The sequence below is a fragment of the Eubacterium sp. CAG:156 genome (assembly GCF_000434315.1).
In the GTDB taxonomy this organism is placed as follows: domain Bacteria; phylum Bacillota; class Clostridia; order Lachnospirales; family Lachnospiraceae; genus Eubacterium_U; species Eubacterium_U album.
In genome coordinates, this window is sequence record NZ_FR878106.1 from 1 (window position 1) to 25,833 (window position 25,833).

The window sequence follows — 25,833 nt, forward strand, 5'->3', positions numbered from 1 at the left end:
GAAAGTATTTGGCTCATTGTGCATAACAAAAAAACACCTCTTAGGGTGTTTATCATTTAAAATAAATATACAAATTTAGTTTTATAGTTTTTCAAACTTTATTTAATATTTTATCTAATAAATATGTACCACCCCAAATATATACCTTATTTTTAGGTATAAAAAATGCGGAAGATGGGACTTGAACCCACACGACTGCAATAGCCACAAGATCCTTAGTCTTGCTCGTCTGCCAGTTCCGACACTTCCGCTTACATCTTGCTTTCGCTTGACGCAAGAAAAATATTATCACAATACGTCACGTCTGTCAACATTTTTTTAATAATTTAAATAAAAGCTACTAATCATTAAAAGATAAATCATATCCCGTATTATATATTTCATAAAAAGCTTCTCCTGCAGGAGCAAGAACTGTATCATAAGTACGGGCAACTTTTAAATTGCCTGGGACAAAAATAAAAAATTAAGTCCGCAGGCAAATCATTTCAAAAACTTCGCAGTCGATTGGTTTAAAGATGTTTAATGATATCAGGTTTAAAAGATCTAAGCCCACATAAATTTGCTCATAAACGGGCAAAAGTTCTTGGTGTCCGCCCCAATATGAGCATCAAAGTAAATCTTAGGCTTTTGCATCCAAAATCATTTTTTATTATATATTCTTCATTGTAAGTTGAATACGCTTTTTGCTCTTGTCAACACTTAACACTTTAACATCAACTATGTCACCAACACTCACTACTTCAAGTGGGTGTTTTATATATTTATCACTAAGTTCAGATATATGTACAAGTCCATCCTGATGAACCCCTATATCTACAAATGCACCAAAGTCAATTACATTTCTAACTGTTCCCTTAAGAATCATTCCTTCTTTTAAGTCATCAAAGTCTAAAACGTCACTCTTTAATACAGGCTTTGGCATTTCATCTCTAGGATCTCTTCCCGGCTTTTCTATTTCCTTAACTATATCCATCAATGTAATTTCATCTGTTCCTATTTCATCTGCAACTTTCTTATTATCTGTAATCTTTTTCTGCAAATCTTTAATTCCTAAAGCTATATCTTTTTCAGAATAATCAAATAATTTAAGCAAAGCCTTTGCTGCTTTATAGCTTTCAGGATGAACACTTGTATTATCTAAAGGCTCTTTTCCATCTCTTATACGCAAAAATCCTGCACATTGCTCAAATGCTTTTGGTCCAAGTTTGGCAACCTTAAGTAAATCTTTTCTACTGTTAAAAATGCCATTTTCTTCTCTATACTCGACAATATTTTTCGCAAGTGTTTTGTTAATTCCTGAAACATACTGTAGCAATGGAGCAGATGCAGTATTTAAGTCTACTCCCACACTATTTACACAATCTTCAACTACACCTGAAAGTGTTGTTTCTAATTTTTTCTGATTCATATCATGCTGATATTGACCTACACCAATAGCCTTAGGTTCAATTTTAACTAATTCAGCCAATGGATCCTGTAATCTTCTCGCCATAGATGTAGCACTTCTTTGTCCAACATCAAAATTAGGGAATTCCTCAGTTGCAAGTTTGCTTGCTGAATATACTGAAGCTCCTGCTTCATTAACAATAATATACTGAACTTTTCTTTTAGCTTCTTTTATAATATCTACAATCACAGCTTCTGATTCTCTTGACGCTGTTCCGTTACCAAGCGAAATCAAATCTACATTGTATTTATCTATCAGTCCAAGAATTATTTTCTTTGATTCTTCGATTTTATTTTGCGGTGCTGTTGGGAAAATTACTGTCGTATATAATACTTTTCCGGTAGGGTCAACAATTGCTATTTTGCAGCCTGTTCTAAACGCCGGATCCCAGCCCAAAACAGTTTTTCCAATAATTGGTGGCTGCATTAATAATTGTTTTAAATTCTGTCCAAATACTTTAATTGCCCCATCCTCTGCTTTTTCAGTAAGTAAATTTCTGATTTCTCTTTCGATTGCAGGCTGAATAAGTCGTTTAAAACTGTCCTGTACAGCATCTTTAATTATATCAGAAGTATTTTGGTTATCTCTAATTATAGTTGTTTTTACTAATGCATTTATTATTGCTTCTTCCGGCATTTCAACTGTAACATTTAATATTTTTTCTTTTTCACCACGATTAATCGCCAAAATTCTATGTCCGGGAATCTTTGCTACTGATTCACTATATTCATAGTAATTATCATAAACCGTCTTTTCTTCTTTATTTTTTGCCTCTGAAGCAATCATTCCCTGTTTTAGGACTAACTTTCGTATTGCATTTCTATATTCAGCATTATCAGAAATCATTTCAGCAATTATATCTTTTGCACCCTGAATAGCCTGTTCAACGTTTTCAACTCCTTTTTCAGGATTAACAAAAACTTCTGCTTCTTTTGTTATCTGATTTTTAGTAATTTGAAGCATAATTATATTTGCTAAAGGTTCTAAGCCTTTTTCTTTAGCATCTGTTGCTCTTGTTCTTCTTTTTGGTCTGTATGGACGATATAAATCATCTACTGCAACAATAGTTTGTGCATCCATGATTTTTTTCTTTAATTCATCTGTTAATTTTCCTTGTTCTTCAATTGAAGCTAATACTGTTTCTTTCTTTTCTTCTAAGTTCCTTAAATATTTTAATCTTTCATCTAAAGTTCTTAACTGTTCGTCATTAAGTTCTCCTGTTACAGGTTTTCTGTATCTCGCAATAAAAGGGATTGTATTTCCTTCATCAATAAGTTTTACAGCAGCCTCTACCTGCCATTCTTTAACATTTAATTCCTGTGCTATTGTCAAATTAATATTCATATCTTTTCCTTTCATCTCATTTTAATAAGGACCCTATTATAATAGCACTATTTAAGATGTATTTGTAACTTTTTTATTCATATATCTACTTTAACTATTTCTCGTTTTCCATTAAATCATACTTCAGTTCTTAATAATTATTTCTAAATTTAAAACTTATTCTTAAAAATGTATTAATTATGTATACTTTTACATTTTTTGATGTTATACTTCTCATTAATGTGAATTCACTTCACTAAAACACAACATAAGGAGTTCTTATGAAAAAGAGAATCAGAAGCTTTTTTCATAAGTACAAACATTTATGGCCTCTATTATATTTTTTCATATATATGCCATGGTTTATCATATTAGAAAATAACGTAACTGATAATTATCATATAATGCATTGTTTTATGGACGATATTATTCCATTTAACGAATTATTTATTATTCCATATCTGTTATGGTTTCTATATTTACCGGCAATTTTCGTTTTTTTGTTTTATCACTCAACAAACGAATTTTATAGACTTTGTGCTTATGAATTTACCGGCATGACAATATGTCTGCTTATATACACTATTTTTCCTAATGGTCACGATTTACGTATTGACCCCGGAATCAGAGATAACATATTTGTTAATTTAGTTAACTTTATATACAATAATGATACACCTACAAATGTATGTCCAAGTATTCATGTTTTTGCGACTTTATCAGCCCAGATTTGTCTGATAAAAAGTCCTCATATGAAGGAATTAAAATCAAGAAAACGTATAAAATGGTTTACATCCGTCTTGGCAATACTTATATGTCTTTCTACTGTATTTTTAAAACAACATTCATTTATCGATTTAGTATGTGGTGTATTACTTTCACTCACTTTATACCTTGTTGTATTTAAAGTATGGTTCAAAAATGTTAAATTTGATGCTCCTTACGTAAAAGACCCACGCAAACACGAAGTATTATACTTCTTAAATAAATACAATAAAAAATGATACGAAAACCTAATTGGAATTCGTATCATTTTTTATTCTATGCCATTAAAATTCTAATAATTTCAAATAGCTTGTGCGTTTATTAGTATAAACCACTAACACTATTACATTTAATTAAAGCCATAAAGTTTCTGAGCAATCTTATATCCTGCCTTTGAAACTTTTCTTCCGGCTTTACCTTTTAAATTCATTGTTCTTCCAAGTGCTGAATATCTTACCTTTTTATATAATACGGGATTGCTTTCTTTTAGATCATCCCATAATTTCTGTTTATCCTTTAATCTTTCATCACTTCCTTCAAGAATTGATAATATTGAAGAAATACACATCATCATATCAAAATAATGAACCATTACATTGTCTAAGTTCTTATTATTTACTAATGAGTCATTATATACATCAAGCATTATCTTTGTAACTCTATACTGCTGGTCAATTCTCTTAATCATAATATCCTGCTGAACTGACTGATCATCTCTTCCTATAAAATATTTGTACAATACTACATCAAGATAATATATATTCTTTACATATGGCAATGGCTGGAACACATAAATATTATCAACATAAAATGTGTGCTTTGGAAGTACCATACCACTTTCTCTAAGTACTTTTGTTCTATATATTACTGAGTGCATAAGCAAATACTGGCTTTTGCCAAATTTAACATCATCCCATGTAAACATTTTACCTACAGGCATAGACCTCTTATATCTCATTACCTTTTTATGTTTCTGACCTACTTTATCATATAAAAAGTCTGTGATAAGCATATCTAACCCTGCATCTTCTTCAACCATTTTTTCGAGTAGATCAAGAACCTGCTTTAAAGCATTCTTTCCAAGACAGTCATCACTGTCAACTACTTTAAAATATAATCCTGTTGCATTTTTAATTCCTGTATTTACAGCTTCTCCATGTCCACCATTTTCCTGATGAACAACTTTTACAATATCAGGAAATTTTCTTTGATATTTGTTTGCTATTTCTAAGGTATTATCCTTTGAGCCATCGTCAACTATTATTAACTCTACTCTGTCTCCCCCTGTTAAAATGCTTCTGATTGTTTTTTCCATGTATTCTGCTGAATTATAACATGGAACAGCTACTGATAATAATTTCATTACTTAATCTCCTTTATCTCATTTGGTATAACTGTTTTGTATATAATTATTCCTATAATTAAAGCTAAAATTCCAAATACTATTGCCATTTGCAAATATGATGCAGTAAGCTGTACTGTATTATATTGTGACGCGGCACTCGTATCCAAACCTGTTTCATTTGCAATTATTGATACAATTGTACTTACAGAATTAGCTGTAACATGTAAAATTATTGGAGCTATAATACTTTTATATCTTTCATAAACATAAACCGCCGCAAGGCCAACTAAAAACGCATACGGACCTTGCACAAAATTCATATGAATTATTCCAAAAATTATTGATGAAATAATTGCTGCTAAAACAGGCGGACATATTCTTTTAAATCTGTTATATACAACTCCTCTATGCATAAATTCTTCTGATATTGGAGCAATAATTGCTGTTGTAATAATAAGCATAAAATAACTACTGTTATTTAATATTTCTTTAGTATTATCATATGTTCCAACCATATTTTCAGGCATATATAGCGTTAAGATACTTACTAAAGCATTTGCAAACATCATAAAAAAATATGCAAACGGAATTACAAGTAAATACTTAGTCCATTTAACTTTGTCATATTTTACATAAATTCCTTTTAATTTATCTTTTACTATATCGCTATACATAAAATAAGCCATTATAATAATACATATAATATCCGTTAAAAGTGTAATTTCCATCGCATGTAAATTAATCTTATTTACTCTATCACTATATTGCGATATTCCTGTGTATTTAGAATTTGCACTCATTACACTTAGCGTTATCATTAAAATATTCTGAATTACTATTGCTGTTCCCTGAAAAAACAGTATAGGATAAATTCCTCTCCATAAATTCCTTGCTGTTACTTTTTCTTTCATGCCATCCTCAATTCATCAACTTAATAAATATTCCTCTAATTCTTTAGCAGAATCAACAATCGCTATCGCTCCATGTTCAAGCATTTCTTTACTATTGCCAAAACCATATGATACACCTATTGTATCCAAGCCGACTTTCTTTGCTCCATCAACATCAAAGCATGTATCACCAATCATTACAGCATTATCATTATTTATGTGTAAACCGGATTCTTCAATTAAGACATTAAGAACCGCTTCTTTACTTTGTCTGTTTCCCTTGGTTTCTGCACCCATCACGTAATCAAAATACTCATATATTTCTAAATATTTAAGTACTTCTATTGCCATTTCGAGAGGTTTAGAAGTTGCAATAGCCAACTTCTTTCCTGCTTTTTTTAAAGAACTTAACATTTCTTTTGTACCAGGATAAATAGTTGTTTCATATATTCCTATCGGAAGATATCTTTCTCTATATACCTCTTTTAAATGAGCTGCCTCTTCAACCGTCATTCCGTAACTTCTCACAAACTCATCAATAAGCGGAGGCCCAATGAAATGTTCTAGCGAATCTAAATTTTCCTCTTCTATTCCTACACTCTTTAAAGCATACTGCACTGATTTAGTAATTCCTTCTTTTGAATTACTTAATGTACCATCTAAGTCGAATATCATTATATTATATTTACTCATATGTGTATGACCTTTCTGTGTTTTTTATCTATTATTTATTGCACACATACAACTTACTATATATTTCTTAATTCAAATATATTCTTTCTACACTTCTATATTTATATTCATTAATTACTTCTATAAACACATTCTATCAGCAATAAAAAGAATATTTGCCATTCCTCTTTGTGGATTATACCATAAATCGCTCTTGTTTTACATATGTTTTTGTTTTATAATAATTAAGATAAAATTAAATTTGTGAGGTACATATTAATGAGTCAGCAGAAGGTAGACAATCGCAAGAAAGAGAAATACAACCGTAAGGCAGCACCTAAAAAAGCTCAGATAAAAACAATCTTGGGGTATGTGGCAATCGCATTAATCGGAATTGCCATTTTAGTATATTTAGGATATTCAATCGCTGTTTCTACAGGTATGTACACTCCACCTGAAACAACTACTACATATGCCAGTGAAGTTTCAGCTTCTGATTTGCGTAAGCAGTTGATTGAAGCAGGCGACAGCAATGTAAAAGACATTTCAGATGAAGAAACATCTACACAGGAAGCTACAACAACAGCTTCAGAAGATGAATCTACTACTGTAGAAGAAACTACAGCTGAATAATTATAATTTATTAAATTATTCTCTAAAAAATCCGGTAGAATTTAACTACCGGATTTTTTTAATATAAATAATAATTAAATTTTATGATTACATACGTTCAGGTGCATCTATTGCAAGTAAATCAATACACTGTTCTAATACTTTCTTTGTCAATGTCAATAAATTGATATAACTCTTCTGTTTATCAGCATTTTCTTCATTCATAATATTATTTTCATGATAAAATCTGTTGAACGCATTTGCAACTTCATAAATATAAGCACATACTCTGTGTGGTGCTAATTCATTATAACTTGCCTCCATTACATCATTAAACTGTGTAAGGACTAATTTTAAGCTTCTTTCACTTTCACTTCCAAAGTCAACAATCTTTCCATTTGCAGAAAGTTCATTTCCCTGTTCAGCATATTTCTTTAAAATTGACTTGATACGTACAATTGTATATAAAATATATGGTCCTGTATTTCCTTCAAATGAAGTAAATCTGTCAATATCAAATACATAATCTTTTGTTGCCTGATTTGATAAATCACCGTATTTAATTGCTGCAAGTCCTATAATCTTTGATATTTCTCTTGCTTCTTCCTCAGATATGTCTCTATTTTCAAGGATTTTTTCATAAACCTTTTCACTTACGTCAGAAATAAGCATTTCCAATCTCATAACACCGCCATCTCTTGTCTTAAATGGCTTTCCGTCAGTTCCATTCATTGTACCAAATCCAATAAATGTAAGAGGTGTATCTTCACCAACAATTCCTGTCATTTTAGCTACTCTGAATACCTGAGTGAAATGTAATTCCTGACGTTTGTCTACAACATAAATTACATGTCCCGGATGGTAATCTTTTTCTCTTTCGATAAGAGTTGCTAAATCAGATGTTGCATACAATGCTGCTCCATCATGCTTTCTTACGATACATGGAGGAAGTTCCTTCTTGTCATCAGGTCTTGCAACATCTACAACTAAAGCTCCCTGACTTTCATGTGCAAATCCTCTTGCTACAAAATCATCAATCATATCAGGAATATATGGCTGAGCATCACTTTCACCCTTCCATAAATCAAATTCAACATTTAAATTTTTATAATTTTTCTTTAAATCAGCCTTTGACACATTCATAATATGTCTCCAAAGTGCCATATACGCTTTATTTCCCTGCTGTAATTTAGCCGTTGTATCCTGAGCTCTCTTCTTAAATTCTTCATCAACTTTACATTTACCACTACCTGTTGGATAAATATCTTCTAATTCATTAATAGAAAAGGGTGGTTCAGTTGGATATTCTCCTGTAAAGTTTTCATCAAAATAAGGCAACTCAGGCTGTCTGTCTCTTAACTCTTCTATAACCTGACCAATTGGGAGTCCCCAATCTCCAAGATGAACATCACCATATACAGTATCTCCCGCATATCTGCAAATTCTCTTTACACTTTCACCGATAATTGCCGGACGCAAATGTCCAACATGAAGAGGCTTTGCAACATTCGCTCCACCGTAATCTACTATAACTGTAATAGGTTCTTTCTTTTCATATCCTAATCTTTCATCATCATTCATGTTTGATACATATTCATCAATATAATCAGCACTAAGTTTAATGTTGATAAATCCGGGCATTACTGCCTCAATTAAATCAAATAACTTGTTGTCTTTTAATTGTTCAACTACATCGTTTGCAATCATAATCGGTGCTTTTTTGTAAAGTTTTGCACCTGCCATAGCACCATTACACTGATATTCGCATAAATCAGGTCTGTTAGAAATTCCAACTTTTCCTAATTTTTTGTCATATCCGCATTTTTCAAATGCATTTTCAAATTCACTTGTTAATACATCAAGAATTTTTTTCATTACAATGTCACTCCGTTTTCTTTTAATAATTCTCTGGCTGTGTCTACTGAATCAACGCCTGTTTTATTTTTAATTGGCGCAAATTCTTTATTTCTAACAACCTCATATGCCAAACAATCATCCATCATATGAATCATGTCTAGAACTAATGTTTCAAATTTGTATCCATTTTCAACTTCAGGTTTTACAATTTCGCCCTTAGCGTTTACATACGGAATCTTTTTCTTAACTATATGCACATTTAACTTATTATTCATAATCTCTTCTAATTTGTCAATTCTGAATAAATAATTTAAAATCACACCATCTTTATAAGCAAGTTCTCCCTGGTCGTCTTTCTGATATCTCATTTCATCTGACAATTCATAATATTCAACAATAGAAGGTTTTCCATCCTCATAGCATAACACTCCTACTCGTTCTTCAGGGTTTGCTTTCTTAACTACTTTTGCTGCTGAAGGATACTGATTCTTTATCATCGCTCCTACAAAGCATGGGTCTGCCATTCTTTGACATACATTATCAACAGCGAAAATATTTATGTATTCAACTCCCTGTTTCTTTGCTTTTTCACAAAGACCTGCTTTAACCATAGATATAAACCATCCACCATTTCCGTTTGGAGAAGTTGATACCTTTCCTTTTTCTTCAAGATAAATCTTTCCGTCAAATGTAGATGCAGGTGCCATTTCCTGAACAAAGAAATCAACGTAATCTTTATCATATCCAAAATAATTCATGTCCTTAAAAAATTTAACAGTATCATCATTATTTTTTTCACTTGTCATTACATATAAAGGAATCCATGTTCCTGTCTGATTAACTACATCCATAAGATTTCGTACAATCATCTCGAAAATATAAACATCTTTTGTAATGCCGATATTATACATTCCTTTAGGTTTATCTGAACCTAATCTTGTACCCTGACCTCCTGCAAGTAAAAGTGCTGCAACTTTTCCCTGTCTGATAGCATCTATACCAACATTAGTATATTCTTCTCTATTTCTTTCAATATCTGCAACGGACAAGCCACCCTTTAACGGTGTAATAACACCTTTCTTTTTTTCTTCATTCTGATGATTTATTAAATCAAGTATCGAGAAGTCAATTTTTTCTATCTGCTTTAACAAATTTTCTTTTTCCTCATCATTTAATTCATCATAAAAATCAAGCAACTGTTCCTGCCCTACATTTTTTAACTTTGAATAAATTTCATCATAGCTCATACCTTTTACCTCCGACGTATTTTGAAATATAATCTGATTATGTATTCATTCTTTTAATAAGTACCACATTTTTTTATTATAACTTAATTTTATATTTTTTTCGTTATTTTTTTTATAATTGGATAAATTAATTTTCGAATCATTGATTTTCTGCATCTTTTCAAGTCACAAATCACATCAATAGTGCTTTGATATCTTTCTTTTGGTCTTACTTTTGTACACTTACTTATTATTTTTGCAAATGAACGTGAAATTAATGCACTATCAACTTTTCCATTATAACTTCGTCCTGTCAGCAAATAAAACATGGTCGTTCCAACAGCATAAATATCTGAACGAATATCAGTATTATAAATTCCCATCCCTTTGCTATTTCCAAACTGCTCCGGTGATGCAAATCCTTTTGTTCCATATGCATATTTGTCCGCAATCAGTTCTCTGTTATATCTTTTTGCAATTCCAAAATCAATCAATTTAATTTTACCATCATCAGATAAAATAATATTGGAAGGCTTCAAATCTCTATATACAATAGGTGGTTCAAGAGAATGTAAATAATACAATCCGCTACACACCTGTTCCATAACAGACAATAGTTGCTCCTCAGATAACGCTCCTTTAGTGTCAACTACTTCTTTAAGATTTATGCCTTCCACATATTCCATAACAAGGAAGAATCTTGAATCCTCCATAAATAAATTATAGATTTTTGGAAGTACCGGGTGGGTGGTATATTTGAGAACATTTAATTCCCTCTCTATATTATCAATCAATTGATTTCTATCATTTGGATTAGACGAAATATACCTTTTAATGGCATACTTTCGTCCGTTTTTTATATCCCTTGCAAGAAAAACTTCCCCTGCTCCACCTTTTCCGATATTTTCCAAAACAAGATATCTTCCATTAATAATTAAATTTTCTTTATCCATACGCACGCTCCTTTTTGAGTGTGCATCTCTCCAAAAAGCTAAATAGCTTATTCTATTGTTGCAATATCAACTAAAGATAAATCATTCTTTGCATCACTTTCTAAGCTTGTAAGTAATGCATCAACTGTATCCAAACTTGTAAAGCAGTTTACACCTGTTTCGATTGATGTTCTTCTAATTAAGAAACCATCTCTGTTCTTATCTCTACCCTGTGTTGGAGTATCTATAACAATATCAATCTTATGTTCAAGTAATAAATCCATTACAGTTGGTGCTTCCTGATGAATCTTGTTAACTTTAATTGCATCAACACCATTTTTTCTTAAAACATCTGCTGTACTTCTTGTAGCATAAACTTCATATCCAAGTTTTTCAAATCTCTGTGCAAGTGGAACAACTTCCTGCTTGTCAGCATCCTTAACTGAAATAATAATCTTTTTATGCTTTGGAAGAACAACTCCTGCTCCAAGGAAAGCTTTATAAAGTGCTTCATTAAATGTCTTTGCAATACCAAGGCATTCACCTGTTGACTTCATTTCCGGTCCAAGGCTTGTTTCAGCACCACGAATTTTTTCAAATGAGAATACAGGCATCTTAATTGCAATATAATCTGCATTAGGCTGTAATCCCGGCTTATAGCCCATTTCTTTAAGAGTATGTCCAATAATACACTTTGTTGCAAGCTTAACAATTGGAATACCTGTAACCTTACTAATATAAGGTACTGTTCTTGATGATCGTGGGTTAACTTCAATTACATAAACTTTACCATCACAAACGATAAACTGGATATTAATCATACCCTTTACGTGAAGTGAACGTGCAAGTTTTTCTGTGTAATCTTCAATTGTATCAATTATATCTTTTGAAAGTGAGTATGCAGGATATACTGAAATACTATCTCCTGAATGAACTCCGGCTCTTTCAATGTGTTCCATTACACCAGGGATTAAAATATCTTCGCCATCACATACGGCATCAACTTCTACTTCTGTTCCCTGTAAATATTTATCTACTAAAATTGGATGATCCTGTGCAATTCTGTTGATGATTTCCATAAATTCTTCTACTTCTTCATCACATGTTGCAATCTGCATTCCCTGACCACCAAGTACATATGATGGTCTTACAAGTACTGGATATCCTAATTTATTAGCTACTTTTTTTGCTTCCTCAGCAGTAAATACTGTTCCACCTGTTGGTCTTGGAATACCACACTTTTCAAGAATTTCATCAAATAATTCTCTGTCTTCTGCAGCATCTACATCTTCTGCTTTAGTTCCAAGAATAGGAACTCCCATCTTCATAAGAGACTCTGTAAGTTTGATAGCTGTCTGACCACCAAACTGAACAACTGCTCCGTCTGGTTTTTCGATGTTTACAATGTTTTCAACATCTTCCGGTGTCAATGGTTCAAAATAAAGCTTATCAGCTATATCAAAGTCTGTTGATACTGTTTCAGGGTTATTATTTACAATAATTGTCTCGTATCCTTCTTCTTTAAATGCCCATGTACAATGTACAGAACAGAAGTCGAATTCAATACCCTGACCAATTCTTATAGGACCTGAACCAAGTACAAGGACCTTCTTTGGAGGGTTTGTTTCTACTGATTCATTTTCTCCACCATATACTGAATAATAGTAAGGTGTTGCTGCTTCAAATTCTGCAGCACAAGTATCAACCATCTTGTAAGCAGCTACTATATCGTTATCATAACGCATCTGCTTAATTTCTTCTTCTGACTTACCTGTCAATCTACTGATAACTGTATCAGGGAATTCGATTCTCTTTGCTGCCTTTAACAATTCAGGTGTTAAAGGTTCACTCTTAAGAGCATTTTCCATTTCAACAATTATAGCGATTTTATCAATAAACCACTTATCAATCTTTGTAATATCATGAATGTGGTCATAACTTATGCCTCTTCTAAGTGCTTCTGCAATAACCCAAATTCTTCTGTCATCTACTACATGAAGCTGATCTTCTAACTGATCATCTGTAAGTTCTGAGAAGTTGTAATCCATAAGACATTCAACATGCTGCTCTAATGAACGGATTGCCTTCATTAAAGCACCTTCAAAGTTATTACAGATACTCATTACCTCACCGGTAGCCTTCATCTGTGTTGTAAGTTTTCTGCTGGCTGTAATAAATTTATCAAATGGAAGTCTTGGAATCTTAACTACACAATAGTCAAGTGTTGGTTCAAAACTTGCATATGTTTTCTGTGTAATTGCATTCTTAATTTCATCAAGTGTATAACCTAACGCAATCTTTGCTGCAACTTTTGCAATAGGATAACCTGTAGCCTTTGAAGCTAAAGCTGATGAACGGCTTACACGAGGGTTAACTTCGATTACACAATATTCAAAACTTTCAGGGTGAAGAGCGTACTGAACGTTACATCCACCTGTAATGTTTAATTCGTTAATAATATTTAAAGCTGATGTACGAAGCATCTGATGCTCTTTATCACCTAATGTCTGTGATGGAGCAACTACAATACTATCACCTGTATGAACGCCTACAGGGTCAATATTTTCCATATTACATACTGTAATACAGTTTCCTTCGCTATCACGCATTACTTCGTATTCTACTTCTTTCCATCCGGCAATACATCTTTCAACAAGAACCTGTCCTACACGGCTAAGTCTTAATCCATTTTCAAGGATTTCTACTAATTCAGTCTGATTATGTGCGATACCACCACCGCTTCCACCTAATGTGTAAGCAGGACGAAGTACTACAGGATAACCAATCTTTTTAGTAAACGCAATACCATCTTCTACATTTTCAACTACTAATGAAGGTGCACATGGTTCACCGATTTTTTCCATTGTTTCTTTAAATTCAAGACGGTCTTCTGCCTTTTTAATAGTTTCAGAAGTTGTACCTATTAAACGGCATCCATGTTCCTCTAAGAATCCTGTTTCAGCAATTTCCATTGCAAGGTTAAGTCCTGCCTGACCACCAAGTGTTGGTAAAATGCTATCCGGTTTTTCTTTTTCGATAATTTTCTTTAACACCGGAACTGTTAAAGGTTCAATATAAACTTCATCAGCGATATCTTTATCTGTCATAATTGTAGCAGGGTTAGAGTTAACCAAAACTACTTCAAGTCCTTCTTCTTTTAAAGAACGACATGCCTGTGTTCCTGCATAGTCAAATTCTGCAGCCTGTCCAATAACAATAGGACCTGATCCAATAACTAATACTTTTTTAATATTCGGGTTCTTAGGCATTCTTCTTCACCTCCATCATTTTAATAAATTCATCAAACAGAAGATTTGAGTCCTGTGGTCCAGGGCAAGCTTCCGGATGGAACTGAACAGTAAAAATGCTCTTATTATTATATCTTAAACCTTCTACTGTTTTATCATTTACATTTACAAACGCTACTCTGGCAATATCTTTATTAACTGTATCGCCATCTACCATGTATCCATGGTTCTGTGATGAAATATAAACATGACCACTTTCTAAATCTTTAACCGGATGATTTCCACCTCTGTGACCATATTTCATCTTCTTAGTATCAGCACCTGTTGCAAGTGCCATCAACTGATGTCCTAAACAAATTGCAAAAATCGGGATATCTGTATCGTACAATTTTTTAATCTGTTCTATCTGATATACACACTCTTTAGGATCACCGGGACCATTTGATAACATTATTCCATCAGGATTAGATGCAATAATTTCTTCAGCCGGTGTATCACAAGGATAAATTGTAACATCGCATCCTCTGTCATTTAATGACTTTCCAATATTGTTCTTAGCGCCAATATCAAGTAATGCTACCTTAAATCCTTCTCCTTTAAGATTACTCTTTTCTTTACAACTTACTTTCTTAACAACGCCTGAAACTGTGTATTCCTTTATTTTAGGAAGAATTTCATCTAAGTTATAATTTTCATTAGTTGTAATCATTCCATTCATTGTTCCCTTTTCACGAAGAATCTTTGTAAGTGCTCTTGTATCAATACCTGCTATACCAGGGATATCATTTTCTTCAAGGAAGTTTTGAATTGTATCATCACTTCTGAAATTGCTAGGCATTCTGCTTAATTCGTTAACAATATAAGCATCCGGCCATGGCTTCAATGATTCCATATCTTCATGGCAAATACCATAATTACCAATTAACGGGTATGTCATAACTACTGCCTGTCCGGCATAAGATGGGTCTGTTAATACTTCTAAATAGCCCCACATTGACGTATTAAATACGATTTCACTAATTACTTCTCTTGTAGATCCAATAGATGTACCTTTAAAGACGGTACCGTCTTCTAAGATTAGAAATGCGTTCATAAATGTGTATTCCTTTCATATGCTCAAATTGTAAAGATTATACCAAATAATTCGATATAATTCAACATAATATACAACTATTTTTATTATTATTTGTATCTTCTTGCATAACTACTATTTTAACATAAAAGAAAGAGTAAGTATATTTTAGATTATAAGTTTTTATGATGCCAGGGTCAAAAGGTCTAAGCCCATATGAGCTTGCTCATAAGTGGGTGAAAGACCTTGGGACCCGCCCCAATATGAGCATAAAAGCGGGATGATTCCCGCGATATGCGAATATTGGGTAGGATTGTGAGAGTGCGTAGCACGAAACAATCCGCAGGCATCTTATTTTTATCTTGGAATTCCTTCTGCTATTCTTGTTATTCCAACATAAATCTGTGATATTTTGTACCATGTTGCAAAGTCCACAATTCCAGTCTGTGGTAAATCAAATATTTTTTGGAAAGCTTTTACTGCATCTCTTGTATTTTCACCATATATTCCATCTGCATTTAATCTTGGGATTTCAGTATACACCTGTGCAATTGTATCTAGCTGTTCCTGAATTTGTGCTACCTTCTGTCCGCTTGCACCAATATCTAAATCATATCCCGGCCATGAAATTGGAATTCCGGCAATTTGCTCAGCCGTATTTATATACATATCATCGCCATAATAATACCTGATTATTTCAATTGTAGAATACCCTCTCTCTCCTAAGTTGCATGATCCCCACTGGCTTAACCAATTCGGACAGGTTACTCTTTTTCCATCACAATACTGTGTAAGAATTGGCTGCCTTACATCTGGCCTTGATAAATATTGATCAAATATATTATCTACAACAAGACTAATTGATTCAAAAATGTTTCTGCCATAAATCCATTTCTGATCATATGCTGTAGATGAAGTAATTGTAAAATCGTATCCTTTGTTTCGATACCATTCTGTGTAAACCCTGTTTAAAGTAAACGACATAATTGCAAGGACATTTGCCTCAATTGTTGCAGTAGGCCAGGTTGCGTATATTTCGCTTGAAGCAACATTTTTAATATAATCACGATAATTTACATAGTAGTTTTGAGCGCTGCTATCAGATGGAATCCCATCATGTACAACAATTATTTCAGGCACAACTACTCTACTCAGAACAATTTCACCCGGTTCATTAACAGGCTTAATTTCTTCTTCCGGAACCTTTGGCGGATACTCGCCATATAAAGTATGGTCGGGAATCATTATATCTTCAGTCAGCGATGCATTTTTGCTTGTTAATCTTACATTTTGAATAGCCAACACATCCGGCAAAATTTCTGCATTTTCAATGAATTCTGTTTCATATCCTAACGCTTCTATACGAATATTGTAAGTTGTATATGGTCTGGTTGTATTTGCCTCATTCAAACTAAGTTCAATAGGTGGCGCAGGTAATTCTATTGTCTCCGTCTGTCCCGATGAATTTGTAGTAAGCCTTTCTATTATATTATTAGGGCTGTCAGAAGCTGCTATAGTTACAGTTGCATCCCTAACCGGTACATTTTCTCTTGTAACAACATTTACCTGAAGTTTTCCTGTATAAGAAGACTCTACTTCCATTTTAATAAGCATATTTTTTCCTTATTTATAATTATTCTATTATATGCTGCTAAATTTACTAATTTACCATAAATTTTAAATTTATTCTGTTAACGATTCCATACTTGTAATAACTTTCAAATTTGTAATAGTTTTCATATTTATAACAACTTTCGAAATATAACAATTGAAATAATAACAGCTCTGGGATAAACTATATTGTATTGTGAGGCTTAAAATTTTAACCCTCATAATAGTATTTATTTATACAAAACTGAAAGGATTTTTTGCAAATGAGAAAAAAAGATTTAGCTTTAGAAGTTATAGATAGATTAAAAAAATGTTATCCCGAATCAGATTGTACTCTTGATTACAATGAAGCTTGGAAGCTGTTAATCAGCGTTCGCCTTGCTGCCCAATGCACTGACGAAAGAGTTAACAAAATTGTTCCGAAGCTTTATGAAAAATTTCCTGACATTGAGTCATTAGCTAATGCTGATGTAGCCGAAATAACAGAAATAGTTAAACCATGTGGTCTGGGAAACAGCAAAGCCAGAGATATTAGTTTATGCATGAAAATGCTTAGAGATAAATATGATTGTAAAGTTCCTGATGATTTTGATGAATTATTAAAATTATCGGGCGTCGGACGAAAAAGTGCAAATCTTATTATGGGAGATGTTTTTGGAAAACCTGCTATTGTTACAGATACACATTGCATCCGTCTATGCAACAGAATTGGTCTTGTAGATAATATAAAAGACCCTAAAAAAGTCGAAATGGCCTTATGGAAAATTATTCCTCCCGAAGAAGGGAGTGATTTCTGCCACCGTCTTGTAGACCACGGTCGCGAAGTTTGTACCGCAAGAACTACTCCTCACTGCGATAAATGTTGTCTGAATGACATTTGCAAAAAAAGAATATAAATAAATTCCCTTTAATTAGCTTTTAAATTAGCCATATTAAAGGGAATTTTTAATATCTTATAGTTTATTATTTTGATGACGGGGTCAAAAATTCTAAGACCACATAATCCTGTTCAAATCTGTAGTACTAATTTATTTTTTTCTCTTATAAGTTCTAAAATAATATTCTATGTCAAAATAAGTACATTCATCACTTTCGTTAGCTATATACCATTCTTCTGTCAATTTATCGAGATTCGGTATAAATGTATCAGCACTGTATGAATTATCAATATAAGTTACATACGCTGTATCACAATATGGCAGCATTTGCTCATAAATGCTTCCGCCACCAATTACATATGCTTCTTTATCATTATATTTTTCAGCCTCTTTTACTGCTTCTTCAATACTATTTACAACAATTGCACCATCAGCCTTAAAATTAGCATCCTTTGTAATTACAATATTTACTCTATTCTTCAATGGCTTTCCATTCGGAAAACTGTTTAAAGTCTTTCTGCCCATAATAATTACATTTCCTGTAGTTGTTTCTCTAAAAAACTTCATATCATCAGGTATGCTTATAAGTAAATCATTTTTATATCCAATTGCCCAATTATTATCAACCGCAACTATTAAATTCATATGAAAACTCCTTTGCTATTTTCATTTTAAACTGCAACAGGAATATTTTTTATCTGTGGACCTGTTACATAATCATCTAATCTGAAATCATCAACTGTAAAATCATAAAAATTCTTAACTTCAGGATTAATCCAGAACTTTGGTGCCGGATGCTGTTCTCTTGCAATAAGTTCTTCAACGAGTGGAACGTGCTTATCATAAATGTGAGCATCTGCAATCACGTGTACTAATTCTCCTACTTCCATATCTGAAACCTGAGCAAACATATGAAGAAGAACCGCATACTGGCATACATTCCAGTTATTAGCAGTCAAAATATCCTGGGAGCGCTGGTTTAAGATACCATTTAACACCAATTTACCTGTTTCTTTATTTTTTGTAACATTAAATGTCATACTATAAGCACATGGATACAAATTCATTTCATGCAAATCCTGATGTACATAAATATTTGTCATTATTCTTCTGCTGTATGGATTATTTTTCAAATCATACAAAACTCTGTCTACCTGATCCATCATACCTTCTTTGTACTGATGCTTTACTCCGAGCTGATAGCCATACGCCTTTCCGATTGAGCCATTTTCATCAGCCCAGCTATCCCAGATATGACTATTCAAATCATTTATATTATTTGATTTCTTCTGCCAAATCCATAAAATTTCATCAACACAGTTTTTTAAATTTGTCTTTCTTAGAGTAAGTGCAGGGAATTCTTTTTTTAAATCATAACGATTTACTACTCCAAATTTCTTGATTGTATATGCAAAACTTCCATCGTCCCATTTTGGTCTTACCTTTTCACCTTTTGTATCTATTCCATTTTTCAATATGTCTGAACACATGTCTACAAATACTTTATCTGCGTAACTCATAAATTTCCTCCATTTTTCTTTCTATGAAATTATAGCATCTCCTATTCTGATAATAGGCAAATACTAATTGCTTCATTTTTTCTTCTATGGAATTATAACATCTACCCTATAAATAATAAACTAATTTTTTCTTCGATTTACATTACTGTATTCCAATTTCTTTTAAAAACCCTTTGCACCCCTTTAGTACATCATCATATGTTGCATCAAAATTACCTGTATACCACGGGTCGGCTATATCCCCCATTTGTCCCGCAAATGATAACAATTTATATACTTTTCCTTCTAAATCATCACCTATTATTCTATTAATATTCCTTATATTTGCAGTATCCATTCCAATTATATAATCAAATTCGCTATAATCCTGCTTTGTCATCCGTCTTGCTTTGTGATTTCCACACGGAATGCCTACACTACTTAATTTATTTCTCGTCCCCGGATGGACTCCGTGGCCTATTTCTTCATAACTTGTAGCCGCTGAGTCTATGTAAAACATATCGGCTATCCCTTTTTTATTTACCATGTCCTGTAGGACATACTGCGCCATTGTCGAACGGCATATATTGCCGTGGCAGATGAAAAGAATTTTTATCATATCTTTTAATCTCCATCTTTTCTATACATTCAAAGTCCTCTGAATAAATCATCTGAGTATCTCTCTTAATTTTCGTAATACAGTTCCTTATTTTCGTGCATTGTACTAATTTTAGTAATATAGTTTTAATACTAAATTATTTATACATCAATAGTACTTACTATTTTTTAATTTACACTTTTTATGTAATGGATAACCCAAAAGGACACCTCCCTTAATTTTCTCACACTAAGGTCACAAAATCAGACATAAAAAGTTATCATCTATAAATAGCATTTACACCAAACTGTGTATATTCACCTATTTTATAATTCTCTACAAAATCTCTATCGGCTTCCCATTTTGAAATAGCAACATCCATCCTAGAATTGGAGCTTCGCTGACTAATAAAAAAATCTATATAACTGATAATTTCGCTCTTTGACATAATTTTATTGTCTATGATAACCGCAAGTATTTTCTGTCTTGCAGTAGCAGTTAATCCTTCTGTTTGTGACACATTATATCCATATTGCATAAGTAAAGATTCCTGTGCCAATTTAATCCCATTTGCATAACCGCCTTTCATATAATTCTTTTCATCGGAAATTCGGCACAAAATCATACCTTTCTTTTTCAAGTTTTGATACGTTGAATCTAAAATAAAATATATTTTGCATTGAGAACAATAGCCTGCAGAAATTTTGATCTGTTTCTTCCTACCATTATCATCTATATTTATCATAGCAACAACATTATCAATTTTATGTTTGTTGTGCATACATTTAAAAATATTAGCTCGTATAACAAAATCCTTCAATCCTATTTCTGGTAATACTGGTATATTAGTATTCATTTCTTCACTTTGAGATGTTTTTACCTTGCTTTGAACATTCTTCTGCTTTTGTAAATTCTTTTCCGAGTGCTTTTTCATACAAGCTAAAAACTCATCATGAAATTTACAATTATAATTTTGCAGAGAGCAATTTGATGATGGAATCTGTTCATAAGAGCATTTTCCTTTTGTATAATAAGAACATTTATTTGTGAATGTTCCAGCTATACATTTTACATTATTTTCTGTAGTATTATATCTCTTTGCTATTATTGAAATTGGTTCTGATCTAAATTGCTGTATTTTTCTTTGTTCGTCCTTCATCATTTTTAAAAATTGTTGATTATGTGGACAATCAGAGAAAAACACAGTACATGGTCTGTCTTTAAATCTACATGACATTACAATATTTTTATTCATATATTTACATCTGTTCTGATAATAACCGACATAATTTTCTATGTTTTGTCTTTTGATTCCATACTCCTTTATCAATTCATTTATATACTGTTCTTTTGCCTCCAAAAGTGTATTATATCTTTTTTGTTCTTCTATTTTTTTCTTCCTTTTTGCCTCTTTTTTATCTTCCTTTTCCTGTTTTTTTGTGTTCAACACACCTTTTGAATATTCAGATCTAGTTACCATTACAATATGGTCTGCTTTTAAATTCTTTGGGTGCGTTTTTTCAATACTTTCTATAACCAATTTCATATCATATTCAACATATTTTAATGGAACATGATTATATATCAATTTGTTAGCTTTATTATTTTTTCTAGAATTGCCATAGGCATAGTGCAATTCAATCTTTTTCCCATTTTTGTCCATAGCTGTGTATACATTGCTACTTACTCGTACTGTCTTTTCCCATTTTAAAGACGATATTTGTTTAATAAGTTTTTGCTCTATATCTCTACGATACTTTTCTTCTATTTCCTGTTTTCGTTTTTCTTCTAACTCCCGTTCCTTTTTATCTGAAGGAAATAAATCAAATTCTATATCGTTAATTTTAAATTTGCTCTCCAAGTATTGAATTAGTATTTTCTCATAATTATATTTCCGAAAAAATAAAATTCTTCCGCTATCATATTCTTTGGATAATTCAGACTTTTTATTATCTAAAAACACTTGTGACACCTTACTTAATCGTTGGATATTTTTATTACCATTCTTAATATATAAATCAAGAACACAATGCTTATCATCAACATCCGCAAGAAGTTCTTTTATGATTACTTCTTTTACTTGTTCTACAATTTGAGTTTTATTCATAATCTTCCTCTTTTACATAATATAATTTATCCTTATCTACTCACAAACAAAACAAAGCCCACGATTATAATAATCAATGTAGCAAGCAACTGATTAAAAGCACCGATAATACTACATGCAACAAACGCAATCAGAAATATTGCAGTTCCATTACCACCGCCACCTGAATAGTGTCCATAATTCTGTTCATCACAATCTCACCCATATATTGTGCCAAAATGTGCATTAATACCACTGGCTTAGCCGATGACTTACTTATTCAATTGCAATTATGTGGTTCGATGCTACCTTTGATGTTAAATATTATGCTATCGCATTTGCATTAATCTGATCAATAACTTTCCTAATGCCCATCCATACTGTCACGTCAGTAAATATTTCCACAACACTTCCTTTATCAGTAAATGGTGATTCTTGAAGTACAGAAAGATCCTTCATCATTCCGTTGTGTACAATATACTCAACAATCTGATTTACAAAATAAATCTGTCTACTATCAAGGTTTGCATCATTCAAAAACTCTGAAAACGCTTCCTTTGCAGCATTCATATCTAGTCCAACGATTTCGCGAACAAACTCACCTAAAGGCTTATGACCATATTCTTTTTCATAGTCATCCTGTGAACCAACTTCTTTCCAAAGAATCTGCTCCAGACTTTCTATATCCATCTCTGTAAGTGGTTTATTAGTCTTAAGCTTTGCAATTACAATGTTATCCTGATGCTGACGAACATAGAATTCAGCCTTTGCTTTATAATTCTTCAATTCATCATTTTCAAGTTCAGAATCATTCCACTCTGTAGACAAAATTTCATCTGTAAAATTTGTATCATATTTTACAATTCCCTTAGGCAAATATTTCATAAGATTACGAAGACTTACCCTGATATGCTCAAATTCATCAATTCCGGCATTATCTACATAATCTGTATGAAGAATTTTATTGATAAGTTCTGACTGTGCCTGAATTTCAGGAACGTTTGCTATATCTGCAATACCTTCAACCCTTTTGAAAAGATCACTTCTATGACGACCATATCCTTTACCTGCCAAATATGCTAATTCCATTCCATACATCAAAGCGTCGAAACGAACTGCACTTGCTTCATCTCCATCAGGCATAATAAGAGGTGCTAATTCTTCGCGAACCATCAAAGTGTCCTCAAATGTGATTGATTGATAATTCTTTTCAGTTGAATATGTGTCTACATACTTTAGATGCTGTCTCACAGCAAAATTTACACGGTTTAGTTCCTGTACCTTACCCGTCATCATTTCAACAAGCTTATTTCTGTAGTCAATAAGTTTTGCATTCTGATATTCTATACTCTGAAGTTTGTATGCCATTTCAAATTCAAGAGAAAAGATAGCTCCCTGTAATGCAATCATATTCGCTGTTGGTCTTCCCTGATTCATACGGAAAAACTCAAAATTTCCACAGAAATCAAAGATATAAAACTTACCTTTATCTTCTCCATCCATAAGTCCAGGACAAAGTCTGGTACCTCGACCAATCATCTGCCAAAACTTAGCCTTGCTCATCACCTTCTTGAAAAATACAAGGTTCAATACTTCAGGAACATCAATACCAGTATCAAGCATGTCCACAGATATTGCAATCTGAGGCATTTTATTTGGATCAGAAAATTCATCAATCGCACTCTGTGCATATGTCATATAGTTATCTATTACTTTAGCAAACGGATGTCCATCCTTACTAAGCTCCGGATACTGCTTATTAAATACTTCCAGTATTTTCTCTGCGTGGTCATGATTCTTAGCAAAGATAATTGTCTTACCAAGCTTCTGACCATAGTCTACTTTAAGTCCATCTCTCATAAGTACATGAAGTACTTGCTTAATAGTATCCTCGTTAAATATCCATGTATTTAACGCTGAAGAATTGATTCTTTCCGGAAGTTCTCCATCTTTTAATTTAAAAGTTTCTTCATATTCAGCCTTGTCTTCTTCAGACAATTCGTCATATGCAATGCCTTCTTCAATGAATTTCAACTTTGTTTCAACAGTAGTAAAGTCAACGAGATATCCGTCCTTTACAGCTTGAGCAAGCTCATACCCGTATGTAGGCACGCCATTTTCCAAATCAAAGATTCCATAAGTATTCTTATCAATTTCATCCTTAGGAGTTGCTGTAAGACCTACCAATGGTGCGTCGAAATAATTGAATATATCTCTATATTTGTTATAAATTGATCTATGAGCCTCATCACATATTACAAGGTCAAAATGTCCACAAGTAAATAACTTCCCGTTGTCGTCCTTAACTGAATCAATACAGTTCATCATAGTCTGATACGTAGAAAAAATACAATGAGCTGTGTAATTATCTTTTTCTTCTACAAGATTTGAGCATGACAAATCAGGCGAAAGATTTACAAAACTTCTTTTTGCCTGCGTAACTAATGAATTACGATCTGCCAGAAACAAAATATTTTTTACCCATCCGGCATCTAATAGAACCTTACATAAAGCAATTGCAGTTCTTGTCTTTCCTGACCCGGTAGCCATTACAAGAAGTGCTTTTCTCCGGTTACGATTGTCAAATGCATCACATACTGCTTTTATTGCAGCTTCCTGATAATAACGACCTGCAATATTCTTATCTACAAATACATGATTAAGACTTGTCTTCATTGTTTGAAGATTAAAAAGCTTCTCCAAATCTCTCTTCGAATAGATTACCGAAACTTTTCTCTCCGGATACTGATTATCAATAATTCTTGTTTCAAAACCATTTGTTAAAAACACCACTGGTCTTCTCTTATATTTTTCTTCTAATAAATCGGCATAAAGTTTTGCCTGTTGTCTTCCCTTAGAAACATCAACACATGTTCTCTTAGCTTCGATTACAGCAAGGGGACGATGCATATCATCATAAAGAACATAATCAGCAAAACCCAACTCTGATTTGTTAGGCATTCCCGAAAGTTCAACTTCATTAATCCAGTCTTTTCCTTCTGTCCATCCGGCATCCAAAAGCATAGAATCAATATAGATTTTTCTTGTCTTATACTCGGATAAATCAAGAGGCTTCGGAACATAGGTCTGCTGCTGTTCTGCACGCTTAGCAGTCAGTTCTTCCTTAAGGGCTTTATTTTCAGCAATTAATGCCTGTAAATCCACGTCATTATCTGAAGTTTTAACTACTACTGACTCTTCTTGTGTTTCAGTCAATAAATTAACATCATATTTTCTCTCTTCATAAAAATCGGAATAGCAATATGACACATAATCCATAAAGATAAACAAATTCTGTAAGCATAGAATCGCTTCATCTTCCGTGATTTTTCTGCCGTTGTGCGCGGCACGATTACCAATCTTACGAATTAGATCAAGACGTTTCCACAAAGCATCATCTACAATATCATGAAAGTCCTCTGTACTCATAAGACTAATAAGCTTGTCCTGATACGGCATTTCTAATGACTTATCTACGGAATACATCCATTTGATAGCAAATTCCATAGCACGACGACAATTAATCACACTTGACTCTTTATCAATCTTAAGTATTTTCTCTGCAGCTATTGCCACATCTGAAAAGCTATTGAATTTTGGTTCTTTTTTCAAAAAATCAAAGTTGGTCATAAAAGCCTCCTTCTTGTATTGTGCATATATTAATAGTTAAAAATATTATCTAAATAATTTTTTAATAGTGCCTTATAAATTTTGATTTGTCGACTTGGTGGACAAAATCGGCAAATTGGTTTTGAAGTTCGATTGGTGGAAT

18 protein-coding genes and 1 tRNA gene are annotated in these 25,833 nt (G+C 32.6%); 3 read left to right on the plus strand and 16 right to left on the minus strand.

All coding sequences use genetic code 11. The annotated features are described in order from the left end of the window. Window positions 1-166 precede the first annotated feature (166 nt). Window positions 167-251: transfer RNA gene (locus ABMA45_RS00025), tRNA-Leu, on the minus strand. A 398-nt stretch (window positions 252-649) separates the two neighbouring features. Then, complete coding sequence (locus ABMA45_RS00030; RefSeq protein ID WP_022087839.1) at window positions 650-2,791, minus strand: Tex family protein; 2,142 nt, start codon at window positions 2,789-2,791, stop codon at window positions 650-652. Between the two features lie 260 nt (window positions 2,792-3,051). On the opposite strand from ABMA45_RS00030, the gene ABMA45_RS00035 reads away from it, so the two are divergent. Beyond that, window positions 3,052-3,774 carry a phosphatase PAP2 family protein gene (locus ABMA45_RS00035; RefSeq protein ID WP_022087840.1) on the plus strand — a complete coding sequence of 241 codons (723 nt, stop codon included), beginning with the start codon at window positions 3,052-3,054 and terminating at the stop codon, window positions 3,772-3,774. A gap of 110 nt (window positions 3,775-3,884) precedes the next feature. Here ABMA45_RS00035 and ABMA45_RS00040 read toward each other — a convergent pair whose 3' ends face one another. From ABMA45_RS00040 to ABMA45_RS00050, 3 genes are read right to left on the minus strand one after another with little or no spacing between them, the layout of a single operon-like run. Then, window positions 3,885-4,898: a glycosyltransferase family 2 protein gene (locus tag ABMA45_RS00040; RefSeq protein WP_022087841.1), complete on the minus strand. Its 1,014-nt coding sequence runs from the start codon at window positions 4,896-4,898 to the stop codon at window positions 3,885-3,887. After that, the gene (locus ABMA45_RS00045) at window positions 4,898-5,791 is read right to left on the minus strand and encodes a CPBP family intramembrane glutamic endopeptidase (RefSeq protein ID WP_022087842.1); all 894 of its coding nucleotides are present in this window, start codon (window positions 5,789-5,791) and stop codon (window positions 4,898-4,900) included. Before ABMA45_RS00045 ends, ABMA45_RS00040 begins: the two co-directional genes overlap by 1 nt. Before the next feature lie 15 nt (window positions 5,792-5,806). Next, the gene (locus ABMA45_RS00050; RefSeq protein WP_022087843.1) at window positions 5,807-6,463 is read right to left on the minus strand and encodes an HAD-IA family hydrolase; all 657 of its coding nucleotides are present in this window, start codon (window positions 6,461-6,463) and stop codon (window positions 5,807-5,809) included. A gap of 258 nt (window positions 6,464-6,721) precedes the next feature. On the opposite strand from ABMA45_RS00050, the gene ABMA45_RS00055 reads away from it, so the two are divergent. Further along, entirely contained in the window at window positions 6,722-7,075 is a 354-nt protein-coding gene (locus ABMA45_RS00055; protein WP_022087844.1) for a hypothetical protein, read from the plus strand. A gap of 87 nt (window positions 7,076-7,162) precedes the next feature. On the opposite strand, the gene argS is transcribed toward ABMA45_RS00055, so the two are convergent. The 6 genes from argS to ABMA45_RS00085 form a co-directional block, all read right to left on the minus strand. Then, entirely contained in the window at window positions 7,163-8,929 is a 1,767-nt protein-coding gene (gene argS, locus ABMA45_RS00060) for an arginine--tRNA ligase (RefSeq protein ID WP_022087845.1), read from the minus strand. Then, on the minus strand, window positions 8,929-10,158 hold the full coding sequence (locus ABMA45_RS00065) for a UTP--glucose-1-phosphate uridylyltransferase (RefSeq protein ID WP_022087846.1): 1,230 nt from the start codon (window positions 10,156-10,158) through the stop codon (window positions 8,929-8,931). The genes argS and ABMA45_RS00065 overlap by 1 nt, the downstream gene beginning before the upstream one ends. 89 nt (window positions 10,159-10,247) lie before the next feature. Beyond that, window positions 10,248-11,090, minus strand: coding sequence for a serine/threonine protein kinase (locus ABMA45_RS00070; RefSeq protein ID WP_022087847.1), 843 nt, complete (start codon window positions 11,088-11,090; stop codon window positions 10,248-10,250). Between the two features lie 47 nt (window positions 11,091-11,137). Then, complete coding sequence (gene carB, locus ABMA45_RS00075) at window positions 11,138-14,338, minus strand: carbamoyl-phosphate synthase large subunit (protein ID WP_022087848.1); 3,201 nt, start codon at window positions 14,336-14,338, stop codon at window positions 11,138-11,140. Then, window positions 14,331-15,410 carry a carbamoyl phosphate synthase small subunit gene (locus ABMA45_RS00080; RefSeq protein WP_022087849.1) on the minus strand — a complete coding sequence of 360 codons (1,080 nt, stop codon included), beginning with the start codon at window positions 15,408-15,410 and terminating at the stop codon, window positions 14,331-14,333. The genes carB and ABMA45_RS00080 overlap by 8 nt, the downstream gene beginning before the upstream one ends. A gap of 336 nt (window positions 15,411-15,746) precedes the next feature. Continuing rightward, a complete protein-coding gene (locus ABMA45_RS00085) occupies window positions 15,747-17,003 on the minus strand; it encodes a peptidoglycan-binding protein (RefSeq protein WP_022087850.1) in 1,257 nt (418 codons plus the stop codon). A gap of 260 nt (window positions 17,004-17,263) precedes the next feature. On the opposite strand from ABMA45_RS00085, the gene nth reads away from it, so the two are divergent. Further along, the gene (nth, locus tag ABMA45_RS00090; RefSeq protein WP_022087851.1) at window positions 17,264-17,896 is read left to right on the plus strand and encodes an endonuclease III domain-containing protein; all 633 of its coding nucleotides are present in this window, start codon (window positions 17,264-17,266) and stop codon (window positions 17,894-17,896) included. A gap of 132 nt (window positions 17,897-18,028) precedes the next feature. Here nth and ABMA45_RS00095 read toward each other — a convergent pair whose 3' ends face one another. From ABMA45_RS00095 to ABMA45_RS00115, 5 genes are all read right to left on the minus strand, one after another. Then, window positions 18,029-18,523 (minus strand): dihydrofolate reductase, encoded by a 495-nt coding sequence (locus ABMA45_RS00095; RefSeq protein WP_022087852.1) that lies wholly within the window; start codon window positions 18,521-18,523, stop codon window positions 18,029-18,031. Between the two features lie 26 nt (window positions 18,524-18,549). Further along, window positions 18,550-19,398 (minus strand): thymidylate synthase, encoded by an 849-nt coding sequence (thyA, locus tag ABMA45_RS00100; protein ID WP_022087853.1) that lies wholly within the window; start codon window positions 19,396-19,398, stop codon window positions 18,550-18,552. Between the two features lie 142 nt (window positions 19,399-19,540). After that, window positions 19,541-19,996: a low molecular weight protein-tyrosine-phosphatase gene (locus ABMA45_RS00105; protein WP_022087854.1), complete on the minus strand. Its 456-nt coding sequence runs from the start codon at window positions 19,994-19,996 to the stop codon at window positions 19,541-19,543. A gap of 259 nt (window positions 19,997-20,255) precedes the next feature. Next, a complete protein-coding gene (locus ABMA45_RS00110) occupies window positions 20,256-22,082 on the minus strand; it encodes a hypothetical protein (RefSeq protein ID WP_022087855.1) in 1,827 nt (608 codons plus the stop codon). A gap of 303 nt (window positions 22,083-22,385) precedes the next feature. After that, window positions 22,386-25,691: a DEAD/DEAH box helicase family protein gene (locus tag ABMA45_RS00115; RefSeq protein WP_022087856.1), complete on the minus strand. Its 3,306-nt coding sequence runs from the start codon at window positions 25,689-25,691 to the stop codon at window positions 22,386-22,388. Between the last annotated feature and the right edge of the window lie 142 nt (window positions 25,692-25,833).

Bases quoted from the DNA above. Each gene is read 5' to 3' on its own strand.
- ABMA45_RS00030 (WP_022087839.1), bottom strand. From the start codon at position 2,791: ATGAATATTAATTTGACAATAGCACAGGAATTAAATGTTAAAGAATGG.
- argS (WP_022087845.1), bottom strand. From the start codon at position 8,929: ATGAAAAAAATTCTTGATGTATTAACAAGTGAATTTGAAAATGCATTT.
- ABMA45_RS00080 (WP_022087849.1), bottom strand. From the start codon at position 15,410: ATGAACGCATTTCTAATCTTAGAAGACGGTACCGTCTTTAAAGGTACA.
- ABMA45_RS00040 (WP_022087841.1), bottom strand. From the start codon at position 4,898: ATGAAATTATTATCAGTAGCTGTTCCATGTTATAATTCAGCAGAATAC.
- ABMA45_RS00110 (WP_022087855.1), bottom strand. From the start codon at position 22,082: ATGAATAAAACTCAAATTGTAGAACAAGTAAAAGAAGTAATCATAAAA.
- ABMA45_RS00105 (WP_022087854.1), bottom strand. From the start codon at position 19,996: ATGATAAAAATTCTTTTCATCTGCCACGGCAATATATGCCGTTCGACA.
- carB (WP_022087848.1), bottom strand. From the start codon at position 14,338: ATGCCTAAGAACCCGAATATTAAAAAAGTATTAGTTATTGGATCAGGT.
- ABMA45_RS00085 (WP_022087850.1), bottom strand. From the start codon at position 17,003: ATGCTTATTAAAATGGAAGTAGAGTCTTCTTATACAGGAAAACTTCAG.
- ABMA45_RS00050 (WP_022087843.1), bottom strand. From the start codon at position 6,463: ATGAGTAAATATAATATAATGATATTCGACTTAGATGGTACATTAAGT.
- ABMA45_RS00095 (WP_022087852.1), bottom strand. From the start codon at position 18,523: ATGAATTTAATAGTTGCGGTTGATAATAATTGGGCAATTGGATATAAA.
- thyA (WP_022087853.1), bottom strand. From the start codon at position 19,398: ATGAGTTACGCAGATAAAGTATTTGTAGACATGTGTTCAGACATATTG.
- ABMA45_RS00055 (WP_022087844.1), top strand. From the start codon at position 6,722: ATGAGTCAGCAGAAGGTAGACAATCGCAAGAAAGAGAAATACAACCGT.
- ABMA45_RS00065 (WP_022087846.1), bottom strand. From the start codon at position 10,158: ATGAGCTATGATGAAATTTATTCAAAGTTAAAAAATGTAGGGCAGGAA.
- ABMA45_RS00035 (WP_022087840.1), top strand. From the start codon at position 3,052: ATGAAAAAGAGAATCAGAAGCTTTTTTCATAAGTACAAACATTTATGG.
- ABMA45_RS00045 (WP_022087842.1), bottom strand. From the start codon at position 5,791: ATGAAAGAAAAAGTAACAGCAAGGAATTTATGGAGAGGAATTTATCCT.
- nth (WP_022087851.1), top strand. From the start codon at position 17,264: ATGAGAAAAAAAGATTTAGCTTTAGAAGTTATAGATAGATTAAAAAAA.
- ABMA45_RS00115 (WP_022087856.1), bottom strand. From the start codon at position 25,691: ATGACCAACTTTGATTTTTTGAAAAAAGAACCAAAATTCAATAGCTTT.
- ABMA45_RS00070 (WP_022087847.1), bottom strand. From the start codon at position 11,090: ATGGATAAAGAAAATTTAATTATTAATGGAAGATATCTTGTTTTGGAA.